General features: G+C 69.2%; 4 protein-coding genes. 1 reads left to right on the forward strand and 3 read right to left on the reverse strand.

Annotated elements, in window-relative coordinates:
- Positions 1 to 117: 117 nt before the first annotated feature.
- The 3 genes from ACZ601_RS24925 to ACZ601_RS24935 all read right to left on the reverse strand — a co-directional run bounded on the left by ACZ601_RS24925 (position 118) and on the right by ACZ601_RS24935 (position 9,528).
- Positions 118 to 2,919, reverse strand: coding sequence for a DNA translocase FtsK (locus ACZ601_RS24925; protein ID WP_469541631.1), 2,802 nt, complete (start codon positions 2,917 to 2,919; stop codon positions 118 to 120).
- 211 nt (positions 2,920 to 3,130) lie between these two features.
- Positions 3,131 to 3,808, reverse strand: a complete 678-nt coding sequence (locus ACZ601_RS24930) for a response regulator (protein ID WP_024494564.1) — start codon at positions 3,806 to 3,808, stop codon at positions 3,131 to 3,133.
- Between the two features lie 245 nt (positions 3,809 to 4,053).
- On the reverse strand, positions 4,054 to 9,528 hold the full coding sequence (locus ACZ601_RS24935) for a HAMP domain-containing protein (protein WP_469541634.1): 5,475 nt from the start codon (positions 9,526 to 9,528) through the stop codon (positions 4,054 to 4,056).
- A gap of 400 nt (positions 9,529 to 9,928) precedes the next feature.
- Here ACZ601_RS24935 and ACZ601_RS24940 point away from each other — a divergent pair, with 400 nt between their 5' ends.
- The gene (locus ACZ601_RS24940; RefSeq protein ID WP_440576996.1) at positions 9,929 to 12,556 is read left to right on the forward strand and encodes a SpoIIE family protein phosphatase; all 2,628 of its coding nucleotides are present in this window, start codon (positions 9,929 to 9,931) and stop codon (positions 12,554 to 12,556) included.
- The last annotated feature ends 157 nt before the right edge of the window (positions 12,557 to 12,713 follow it).

A 12,713-nucleotide genomic window follows, 5' to 3' on the forward strand; every position in this document is an offset into this window, starting at 1 on the left:
GAACGGACTCTGATGCGCCGGACAGCCCCTCGGAAGGACATTCTGCTGTCCCTCCCTTCAACTTGACGTACGACCCGGCGAAACGGTTGCCCGCAAAACCCTCACGAACCAAAACCCTCACGCACCGGTTTCCCCGCGAATCAGCGCCAACACCCCGTCGAGCTCGTCCGGCTTCACCATGACGTCGCGCGCCTTGGATCCCTCGCTGGGTCCGACGATGTTCCGGGACTCCATGAGGTCCATCAGCCGGCCGGCCTTGGCGAAGCCCACCCGCAGCTTGCGCTGGAGCATCGAGGTGGAGCCGAACTGGGTGGAGACGACCAGTTCGGCGGCCTGGCAGAGCAGATCGAGGTCGTCGCCGATGTCCTCGTCGATCTCCTTCTTCTGCTTCGTACCGACCACCACGTCCTCGCGGAACACCGGGGCCATCTGGTCCTTGCAGTGCTGGACCACGGCGGCGACCTCGTCCTCCGTGACGAAGGCGCCCTGCATACGGGTCGGCTTGTTCGCCCCCATCGGCAGGAACAGTCCGTCACCCTTTCCGATGAGCTTCTCGGCTCCGGGCTGGTCGAGGATGACCCGGCTGTCGGCCAGCGACGAGGTCGCGAAGGCGAGCCGGGAAGGCACGTTCGCCTTGATCAGACCGGTGACGACGTCCACCGAAGGCCGCTGGGTGGCGAGCACCAGATGGATGCCGGCGGCGCGGGCCAGCTGGGTGATGCGGACGATCGAGTCCTCGACATCGCGCGGGGCGACCATCATCAGGTCGGCCAGCTCGTCGACGATCACCAGCAGATACGGGTACGGCGACAGCTCCCGTTCGCTGCCCTCGGGAGTCTTGAGCTTTCCGGTGCGCACCGCGTGGTTGAAGTCGTCGATGTGCCGGTACCCGAACGCGGCGAGGTCGTCGTAGCGCAGATCCATCTCGCGGACGACCCACTGAAGGGCCTCCGCGGCCTTCTTCGGGTTGGTGATGATCGGCGTGATCAGGTGCGGAATGCCCTCGTACGCGGTCAGCTCGACGCGCTTCGGGTCGACCAGCACCATACGGACGTCCTCCGGGGTCGCCCTTATCATCACCGAGGTGATCAGGCAGTTGATGCAGGAGGACTTTCCGGAACCGGTCGCACCGGCCACCAGGACGTGCGGCATCTTCGCCAGGTTGGCCATCTCGTAGCCGCCCTCGACGTTCTTGCCGAGTGCGACGAGCATGGGGTGGTCGTCCTCGGCCGCGTCCGCGAGGCGGAGTACGTCTCCGAGGTTGACCATCTCGCGGTCGCTGTTGGGGATCTCGATGCCGACAGCCGACTTCCCCGGAATCGGGGAGATGATCCGGACGTCGGGGCTGGCGACGGCGTACGCGATGTTCTTGGCTAGCGCCGTGATCCGCTCGACCTTCACGGCCGGGCCGAGCTCCACCTCGTACCGCGTCACCGTCGGCCCGCGGGTGAAGCCGGTGACGGCCGCGTCGACCTTGAACTCGGTGAAGACGTTGGTCAGTGACGCGACGATCGCGTCGTTGGCGGCGCTGCGGGTCTTGCCGGGGCCGCCGCGCTCCAGCAGGTCGAGCGAGGGCAGCGAGTACGTGATGTCGCCGGAGAGCTGGAGCTGCTCGGCGCGGGCCGGCAGCACCTGCGGCTCCGAGCGCTCGGGCACCGGCTTGGTCAGGTCGGGTACGCCGCCGGAGGGCGAGGACGCCTTCTCGCCGGGCCTCTTTTCGCCGGGCCGCCGGGCGGGCTCCGCCTCCCTGGCACCGGGTACCGGGGTGCCGGCGCGCTCACGGTCCACGGAGACGCCCTGGGTGAGGTCGGCGACGACGGGCGAGGGCGGCATGCCGTTGAGCACGGCGCCGTCGAGCGCGGCGGCAGCGGCGGCCGCTACGTCCACCGCGTCCATGGTGCGGTTCATCGCGGGCTGTACGGAGGGCCTGCGCGGCCGGCCGCGGCGCTTGGCGAGTGCCTCGGCCTCGACCCGGTCGGTGTCGTACACCTCCTCGGACGCCTCGGGCGCCTCCGAACGCCGGGAGGGGCGCCGGGAGCGGGCGGGCAGCGCCTCGCGCCACTGCTCGTCGTACCGCTCGTCGTCGCTCCCGTCCTCCGCCTCCGGGTCGTGCAAGGGCTCGACGATCCCGAGCCGGACGCCGAGCAGCCGCAGCCGCTGCGGGATGGCGTTCACCGGGGTCGCCGTGACCACCAGCAGGCCGAAGACGGTGAGCAGCAGGAGCAGCGGAACGGCGAGCACCTCGCCCATGGTGAAGATCAGCGGTTTGGACGCGGCCCAGCCGATCAGCCCGCCCGCGTCCTGCATGGCCTCCGTGCCGTCCTCGCGCCCGGGTGATCCGCAGGCGATGTGGACCTGGCCGAGCACCCCGATGACGAGTGCGGACAGTCCGATGACGATCCGGCCGTTGGCCTCGGGCTTCTCCGGGTAGAGGATCAGCCGCACGGCGATGGCGCCCAGCAGTATCGGCACCAGCAGGTCGAGCCGGCCGAAGGCGCCGGTGACGAGCATCTCGACGAGATCACCGACGGGACCGCGCAGATTCGACCAGGTGCCCGCGGCGACGATCAGCGCGAGGCCGAGGAGCAGCAGCGCGACACCGTCCTTGCGGTGCGCGGGGTCGAGCCCCTTGGCGCCGCGCCCTATGCCGCGGAACATCGCGCCGATGGCGTGGGCCGCACCGAGCCAGACCGCGCGCACCAGGCGGTACACACCGCCGGTGGGTGAGGGCGCCGGTCTGGGCGCGGCCGCCTTCTTGGCCACCGCCTTCTTCGCGGGAGCCTTCTTCGGGGGCACGCTCTTCTTGGCGGCCGCCTTCTTAGCGGGCGCGGCTTTCTTCGCCGGACCCGGGCCACCGCCGACGCGCTTCGCGGTGCCCGCCGTGCCCTGGGAACCCTTGCCGGACGTACGTGAGGCCATGGGCCGAGGTTACCGTTGTCCGCGGTGGTGAACACGTGCGCGGGCCCGTTCACCCGACCGTGTCGTCCTGCGGAGGACGCGAACTGACGCGCCCTCACCCGCTGTGCACCTCAGATGGGCCACCGACCGGCCCGCCCCGCCGGGCACTTGTCGCAGCCGGAGCCCGAAGGCGCCTGGCGGGAAAGGACGGTACGGGCCGCGGCCCGACGCGTTACGAGGTGAGCGGGGCAGGTCCGCCGTTGGTGCCGGGCTCCAGGGCGTCCAGCGCCCGGCGCAGCCCGGTCAGCTTCCGTTCGAGATGGGCGGCGGTGGCCACCGCTCCGGCGTCCGCCGACTCGTCGTCGAGCTGCTTGGACAGCGCCTCGGCCTGCTCCTCGACGGCCGCGAGCCGTGCGGAGAGTTCGGCCAGCAGGCCGGCGGGCTCCTTCTCGTGGTTCGCACCCGCGGGCACGCCGCCTTCGAGCTGGAGCCGCAGCAGCGCGGCCTGCTCGCGGAGCTGGCAGTTCTTCATGTACAGCTCGACGAAGACCGAGACCTTCGCCCGCAGCACCCACGGGTCGAACGGCTTCGAGATGTAGTCCACCGCGCCGGCCGCATAACCCCGGAAGGTGTGATGCGGACCGTGATTGATCGCGGTGAGGAAGATGATCGGGATGTCCCGGGTCCGTTCCCGCCGCTTGATGTGCGCGGCGGTTTCGAAACCGTCCATGCCCGGCATCTGCACATCCAGCAGAATGACCGCAAAGTCGTCCGTGAGCAGCGCTTTGAGCGCTTCCTCCCCTGACGATGCCCGCACCAGTGTCTGATCGAGCGCAGAGAGGATGGCCTCCAGCGCCAGCAGATTCTCCGGCCGGTCATCGACCAGGAGGATCTTGGCCTTCGGCACCATGGCCCGTCCTCCTCGCCCCGGAATTGCACCGGGCGCCGCCCCAGGGGACGACTCCCTTACGCCGTCCGTCCTTGTGCCGGTCATGGTAGCCGCACCCCGCCCGTCACCACACCCTGTCACCGCGATGTCACTGTGCACATACCAGAAACGCGGCGAGAGACCAAAAGGTTCCCCGGATACCGCGCTCCCACACCACTTCGGACAGACTCGATCAACAAATCATCATTGATTCGCTCAATCAGCGATCACTCTCCGCGCATCCAACCCTCCATCACGGAAAGAAGATGATCAGGATCGACCGGCTTGGTGACGTAGTCGGAGGCTCCGGACTCGATCGCCTTCTCCCGGTCGCCCTTCATCGCCTTGGCCGTCAGCGCGACGATCGGCAGCCCGGCGAACTGCGGCATCCTGCGGATCGCCGAGGTCGTCGCGTAACCGTCCATCTCCGGCATCATGATGTCCATCAGTACGACCGTCACATCGTCGTGCTGCTCAAGGACTTCGATCCCCTCGCGCCCGTTCTCCGCGTACAGAACGGCCAGTCCGTGCTGCTCCAGCACGCTGGTGAGCGCGAAGACGTTCCTGATGTCGTCGTCGACGATCAGCACCTTCTCGCCGTTGAACCGGAACGTCCTGCGGACCTCCGGCTCCTCCTGGACCGCCGGCGTCCAGGGCTCCTGCGGAGCGCTCCTGGGCGCCTGGGGAGCCGTGGGGGCCTGCGGCAGCGCGGGCTGCTGCCCGGAGCCGCCCAGCGCCTTGCGGCGGTGCCTGAACAGCCCTGCGGCGCCACTCTGGTCGTGGCCTCCGCCCTGCTGGCCCATCTCCCGCCCGAAGTCCTGGAAGCCCTCCCCGAGCCCCTGGCCGGCCTCGGGCAGCCGCCCGCTCTCGACCCCTGCACCGTGCGTCTCGATGGGCCCGGGGCCGATCTGCGGGTAGCCCTGCGGCGGGAGTTCACTCGGGTGCAGCGGCAGGTACAGCGTGAAGGTCGAGCCCCGGCCGGGCTCGCTCGCCGCGTGGATCTCGCCGCCCAGCAGTCGGGCGATCTCCCGGCTGATGGAGAGACCGAGGCCCGTACCGCCGTACTTGCGGCTGGTCGTGCCGTCCGCCTGCTTGAACGCCTCGAAGATCACCAGCATCTTGCTGGAGGCGATCCCGATACCGGTGTCGGTCACCGAGAACGCGATCAGATCGGCATCGGCGTCCCGCAGCGAACCGGCCTCCAGCAGCTGTTCCCGGATGGCGTTCGGCACCTCCGCCCCCGCATGCCGGATCACCAGCTCGACCGCACCGCTGTCGGTGAACTTCACCGCGTTGGAAAGGAGGTTGCGCAGCACCTGGAGCAGCCGCTGCTCGTCGGTGTGCAGCGTGGCCGGAAGTTCCGGCGACACCCTGACGGAGAAGTCCAGCCCCTTTTCCGCGGTGAGCGGGCGGAATGTCGCCTCCACGTAATCGACCAGCTGAACCAGCGCGATCCGGGTCGGGCTGACATCCATCTTGCCCGCCTCGACCTTCGACAGGTCAAGGATGTCGTTGATCAGCTGGAGCAGGTCGGACCCCGCGCCGTGGATCGTCTCGGCGAATTCCACCTGCTTCGGCGACAGGTTGCCCTCGGCGTTGTCCGCCAGCAGTTTGGCCAGAATGAGCAGCGAGTTGAGCGGTGTACGCAGCTCGTGCGACATGTTCGCCAGGAACTCCGACTTGTAGCGCATCGAGACCGCGAGCTGCTCGGCGCGCTCCTCCAGGACCTGCCGCGCCTCCTCGATCTCGGTGTTCTTGACCTCGATGTCGCGGTTCTGCTGGGCGAGCAGCTCTGCCTTCTCCTCCAGTTCCGCGTTGGATGCCTGGAGGGCCTTCTGCCGGTTCTCCAACTCCTGTGAGCGGTCCCGCAATTGCTCGGTCAGTTCCTGCGACTGCTCCAGCAGCTTCTCGGTGGTCGTATTGACGCTGATGGTGTTGACGCTCGTGGCGATCATCTCCGCGAGCTGGTTGAGGAAGTCCCGCTGGATATGGGTGAACGGCTGGAACGAGGCCAGTTCGATCACTCCGAGGACCTTCCCCTCGAAGAGCACCGGCAGCACGATCACATGTGCGGGCGGCGCTTCACCGAGGCCGGAGGAGATCTTCAGGTAACCCGGCGGCACGTTGTCCACCTGGATCGTCCGCTTCTCCTCCGCAGCCGTGCCGATGAGCGTCTCACCGGGCCGGAAGGACGTCGGCATGGAGCCTGCGGAGTAGCCGTAGCTGCCCCGCATCCGGAGCACGTACGCGCCCTCCTTGTCGCCCTCCGCGCCCAGCGCGTCGGTGTCGCCGGTGGCCATGGCCAGGAAGAACGCGCCGTGCTGGGCGGAGACGACCGGGGTCAGCTCGCTCATGATCAGCGAGGCCACGTCGTCGAGATCGCGCCGCCCCTGCATCAGACCGGAGATCCGGGCGAGGTTGCCCTTGAGCCAGTCCTGTTCCTTGTTGGTCGCCGTGGTGTCGCGCAGGTTGGCGATCATCGTGTTGATGTTGCCCTGGAGGGCCTGGATCTCGCCGGCCGCGTCCACGTCGATCTTCAGGTTGAGGTCGCCTCGGGTCACCGCGGTGGCCACTGCCGCGATGGCGCGCACCTGACGGGTGAGGTTTCCGGCCATCTCGTTCACCGACTCGGTGAGGTCGCGCCAGGTGCCGTCGACACCCCGGACGCGTGCCTGGCCGCCCAGTTGCCCCTCGGTGCCCACCTCGCGGGCCACCCGGGTCACCTGCTCCGCGAAGGACGACAACTGGTCCACCATCGTGTTGATGGTGTTCTTCAGCTCCTGGATCTCGCCGCGGGCATCGATGTCGATCTTCTTGGTGAGATCGCCCTTCGCGATGGCCGTGGTCACGGTGGCGATCTGGCGCACCTGGCCGGTCAGGTTGGACGCCATCGAGTTCACGGACTCGGTGAGGTCCTTCCAGGTACCCGAGACCCCCGGAACCCGTGCCTGGCCGCCCAGCTCGCCCTCCGTGCCCACCTCTCGGGCGACCCGGGTCACCTCGTCCGCGAACGAGGACAGCGTCGTCACCATCGTGTTGACGGTGTCCGCCAGTTCGGCCACCTCGCCGCGTGCCTCGACGGTGACCTTCTTCGTCAGGTCACCGTTGGCGACGGCGGACGAGACCCGGGAGATGTTCCGCACCTGACTGGTCAGGTTGTTGGCCATCAGGTTGACGTTCTCGCTGAGGTCCTTCCAGATGCCCGTGGCACCGCGCACCCGTGCCTGGCCGCCGAGGATGCCCTCGGTGCCCACCTCGCGGGCGACCCGCGTCACCTCGTCACCGAAGTTCATCAGCTGGTCGACCATCGTGTTGACGGTCGTGACCAGTTCGAGGATCTCGCCCTTGGCGTCGACGGTGATCTTCTTGGAGAGGTCCCCCTTGGCCACCGCGGTGGTGACCTCCGCGATGTTGCGCACCTGAAGGGTCAGGTTGTTCGCCATGCCGTTGACGGACTGTGTGAGGTCCTTCCACGTACCGGACACGCCCTGCACCTCGGCCTGGCCGCCGAGAATGCCCTCCGTGCCCACCTCACGGGCGACCCTGGTCACCTGCTCCGCGAAGTTCGACAGCTGGTCGACCATGGTGTTGAGGGTGTTCTTCAGCTCAAGGATCTCGCCGCGCGCGTCCACGTCGATCTTCTGCGACAGGTCACCGCGCGCCACCGCCGTGGCGACCTGCGCGATGTTACGGACCTGAGCGGTGAGGTTCCCTGCCATGCCGTTCACCGAGTCGGTCAGATCACGCCACACACCGGCCACGCCCGGCACCTGCGCCTGACCGCCGAGCCGACCGTCCGTGCCGACCTCGCGGGCCACCCGGGTCACCTGCTCCGCGAAGGCGGAGAGCTGGTCGACCATCGTGTTGATGGTGTTCTTCAACTCAAGGATCTCGCCGCGCGCGTCCACGTCGATCTTCTGCGACAGGTCGCCCCGCGCCACCGCCGTGGTCACCTGGGCGATCTGGCGCACCTGGGAGGTCAGGTTCCCCGCCATGAAGTTGACGGAGTCGGTGAGCTCCTTCCAGGTACCGGAGACACCGTCGACGCGCGCCTGACCGCCGAGGCGGCCCTCGGTGCCCACGTCCCGTGCCATCCGCGTCACCTGGTCCGCGAACGACGACAGCTGCGCCACCATCGTGTTCACGGTGTTCTTCAGTTCGAGCATCTCGCCCGCGACATCCACGGTGACCTTCTGCGACAGGTCACCGTTGGCGACCGCCGTCGTCACCTGCGCGATGTCCCGCACCTGGCCCGTCAGGTTCCGGAACGCCGTGTTCACGGAGTCCGTGAGGTCCTTCCAGGTACCGGCCGCGCCGGGCACCTCGGCCTGGCCGCCCAGGCGGCCCTCGACGCCGACCTCCCGGGCCACCCGGGTCACCTCGGAGCCGAACGACTGGAGCTGGTCGACCATGGTGTTGACGGTGTTCTTGAGTTCGAGCATCTCACCGGCCACGTCGACCGTGACCTTCTGCGTCATGTCACCGCTGGCCACCGCCGTGGTCACCTGCGCGATGTCCCGCACCTGGGTCGTCAGGTTGCGGAAGACGGTGTTCACCGAGTCGGTGAGGTCCTTCCACGTCCCGGCGGCACCCGGCACCTGCGCCTGTCCGCCCAGCACACCCCCGCCGCCGACCTCGCTGGCCACCCGGGTGACCTCGTCCGCGAAGGTGCGCAGCGTCTCGGTCATCTGGTTGATGGTCTCCGCAAGCTGGGCGACCTCGCCGCGCGCGCTCACCCGGACCTTCTGCGACAGGTCGCCGTTGGCGACCGCCGTCGTCACCTCCGCGATGCCGCGCACCTGGGAGGTGAGGTTGCCCGCCATCGTGTTGACGGAGTCGGTGAGGTCCTTCCACACCCCGGCCACGCCCGGCACGGTCGCCTGCCCGCCCAGCTCGCCCTCCGTACCGACCTCGCGGGCGACCCTGGTCACCTCGGAGGAGAACGACGACAGCTGGTCGACCATCGTGTTCACGGTGTTCTTCAGCTGAGCCATCTCGCCGGCCACATGGACGGTGACCTTCCGGGACAGGTCTCCCTTGGCGACCGCCGTCGTCACCAGGGCGATGTCACGCACCTGCGCGGTCAGCCGGAAGGCCATGGTGTTCACGGAGTCCGTGAGGTCCTTCCAGGACCCGGACATGCCGCGCACCTGGGCCTGTCCACCCAGCTTGCCCTCGGTCCCCACCTCGACCGCGACCCGCGTCACCTGCTCGGTGAAGGCCGACAGCTGGTCGACGAGGTTGTTGACCGTACGGGCGACTTTCAGGAACTCGCCCCGCAGGGGCCGTACCGTCTCGTCGGTGGAGTGTGAGCGGAGCTCCATCCGCTGCCCCAGGTCACCGTCGGCCACTGCCGACAGCACCCGTCCGACCTCGGACACGGGGCGCGCGAGGTCGTCGACGAGCTCGTTGGAGGCGTCGATCGCGGCGGCCCAGGCCCCTTCGCAGGCGCCGGTCTCCAGCCGCTCGGTGAGCTTGCCCTCCCGTCCGACGACCCGCCGTACCCGGGCGAGCTCACCCGTGAGGTGGACATTGCGGTCGGCGACCTCGTTGAAGACGGCGGCGACCTCCGCCATCACACCGTCACCGGAGACGGTCAGGCGCCTGCGGAAGTTACCGTCACGCATGGCCACCAGACCGGCCAGCAGTCTGTTGAGCGCTGCGGCGTCGACTTCGATGGTTCCATTGCGCTGCTTCTTCACGGACTGTCCGCCTTTAGTGCGCGTGCCTGTTCCCCGCGCCGCCACGCCAGACTCCACCGTGTCCCTCCCGCAGGGTTGACCGTATCGCTCGGGTCTTCTCTGGGAGCTTGCCCAGATCCTCAATGGCTCACCGCCACAGCACACCGTTGACGGGTGACCATGCGGACGTCAAATCGTTGAAACCTACCAGGCCGGAACCGGTCGGGGTGGAACGTCCAATGGTTGTCCCACATCCCTTCTTCGGGAAGCCCGCACTTGTCCGGTCACAGGCCCGTATCCGTCCGTCCTTGCCTCAAGTCTGCCCTCGTGTACCCGGTACCCGAAGGGAGCGTCTAGCCTGGCAAGCGAATCGAAGCGGCTAGAAACGGGCACAGGACTCGGGGAAGCGACGAGACACCATATGGGGAGTGCTGTGATCACGGCGCGCGCGGCTGCCACCTTCGACCCGGTCGGGCGCTCCGTCGCGACCGCCCGCGCCTTTGTCCGCGACACCCTCCAGGGGTGGGGATACACCGACGTCGTCGACGATGCCGTCGTCCTCACCAGCGAGCTGGTCACCAATGCGGTGGTCCACGCGGGCACCGCGGCGGACGTGCTGTGCCTCCGTACGGAGGACGGCGTCCGGGTCGAGATCTCGGACCACTATCCGGAACGGGAGATCCCGCTCCAGTCCACGGGCCCCGATTTCGGCAGCCCGGACCGCGAGGGCGGCCGAGGCCTGCTCCTGTGCGCCGCGCTCGCCTCGCGCTGGGGCGTCGAGTACTCCCCCGCGCACAAACACGTCTGGTTCCAGCTCGACCTCCCCGACCGCCCGGTGGGCATCCGCTCCGCGGGCCCGCTGCTCCCCGTCGACCTGCTCCCGGTCACCGATGAACGCGTTCGGGTCGCCGTCGTCCAGATCGACAGCCTCGGCGCCATCGCCGCGTGGAACGACGACGCCGCGTATCTGTTCGGATACGCCGCCGAGCAGGTCATCGGCAAGCAGCTCACCGACCTCACCGCCTGGCCGCAGACTCCCGGAACCAACACCGGTATCGCCGACGCGCTCCGCCTCTCCCGCTGGGAGGGCAGCTACGGGATCCGGGGCGCCGACGGCCGCACCATCCCGGTCTACGGCTCCCACCTGCGCGTACGGGACACCCGGGGCGAGCCCTCTACGGTCTGCCTGCTGGTCCGCGACTACGAGCGGGCCGTGCTCCAGTCACCGGTGCGCACCCCCGTCACCGACAACGGCACGGAGAGCCGCAAGACGGACCCCTTCGAGGTCTTCATCGGCTCCCCCGCCCCCGACGACCTCGACGGCCTGCTCCAGCGCACCGTCGAGCGGGCCCGCGACATGCTCGACGCCGACGCCGCGTTCCTGCTGCTGGCCACGGACGACGAGACCGAGCTGGAGGTACGGGCCACGACCGGTCTCCCCTCGGCCCGCCAGCGCTTCGCCCGCGTCCCCGTGGAGGCCGGCACCGGACGGTACGGCTCGGCCCGCATGCCCGCGGTCCACGAGGACCTCGACGCCGTCCCGGGCGCCGTCCCGCTCCTCGGCAACACCGGTATGCGTTCCGTCGTCACCGTCCCGCTCAAGGTCGAGGGCCGTCTGACGGGCTCCCTGGGCGTCGCGGCGGAGGCTGCGGGGCGGTACTCGAACGAGGAGGCCCTGCGCCTCCAGTTCGCGGCGGACCGCATCGCCCTGGCCGTCGAGTCAGCCCGTCTGGGCGAACTGGAGCGGCTGCGACGCGGCTCGCTCTCCTTCCTCGTCGAGGCGTCGGACCTGCTGGCAGGCACGCTCGACCGGGACCAGACCCTGGCCCTGATGGCGCAGATGACGGTCCCCACCCTGGCCACCTGGTGCGCCGTCTACACGATCGCCGACCAGTCCTCCGACCCGTACCTCTCGTACGTGCTGCACGAGGACGAGGAGCTCATCGACGGCCTCAAGGCCCTCCTCTCCAAGATCGCCCCGCCGGATCCGGTGCCGGCCCCCGGCGCCCGCTCCTGGGCGGCCCCGTCGGAGGCGGCCCACCAGGCGGCCCTGCGCACTTCGATGCGGAGCATCGGCCTCGGTGACGCGGGCAGCCTGGGCGCGGGTATCCGTACGACGCTCGCGACGGCGGCCGCGGTGGGCGGGGAAACGGTGGTCCTTCCGCTCGTCGCCCGCAACCGTGTCATCGGCATGCTCACGCTCGGCAAGCCGTCCGACGACCATTTCCGCCAGGAGATCCTGGAACTGGCCGAGGACCTGTCCCGCCGGGCCGCTCTGGCGCTCGACAACGCCCGCCTCTACTCGGAGCGCATGGCGATCAGCCAGTCCCTGCAGCGCAGCCTGCTGCCGCCGGGGCTGCCGGATGTGCCCAATGTCGAGATCGAGGTCATCTACCGGGCAGCCGGCGAGGGCAACGAGGTGGGCGGCGACTTCTACGACGTCTTCCCGATCCGGGACGGCGCCTACGGGTTCGCCATCGGCGACGTCTGCGGCACGGGCCCCGAGGCCGCGGCCGTGACGGGGCTGGCCCGCCACGCCCTGCGCCTGCTGGCCCGCGAGGGCTTCGGCGGCCCCGCCGTCCTGGAGCGGCTGAACGCCGCCATCCTCGACGAGGGCGCCCGCAGCCGCTTCCTGACCCTGCTGTACGGCGAGCTGTGGCCCCAGGAGGACGGCAGCGCGCTGCTGAAGGTGGTCTGTGCGGGTCACCCGCTGCCGCTGCGACTGCGCCAGGACGGGTCGGTCGAGGCCGCGGCCGAGCCACAGCCGCTGCTGGGCGTCATCGAGGACCTGGAGCTGTACGAGCAGACGGTGACGCTCGATCCCGGCGACGTCCTGCTGTGCGTGACCGACGGTGTCACCGAACGCCGCGAGGGCACCCGCATGCTCGGCGACGACGGCCTGGCGGACGTACTGGCCACCTGTACGGGCCTGACGGCCGGCGCGGTGGCGGCACGCATTCTGCGGGCGGTCGAGCGGTTCGCGGCGGACCCCGCCTCGGACGACATGGCCATCCTCGCGATGCGCGTCCCGGAGCCGCAGGCCGGTTAGGCCCCGCCTGCCCGACCGGAGTGCGGCACCAGGGCGTCGATACGCGAAAGGCCCCCGCCGAGCTTGGGTTCCAGTGGTCGTCGCAACACCGCCTGGTTTTTAGGTGGTGAGTAGATCACGTAGACGCTCGGCTGGGGTATCCCAGTCGAGCGTCTTG

Source organism: Streptomyces sp. NPDC104307 (assembly GCF_055584045.1).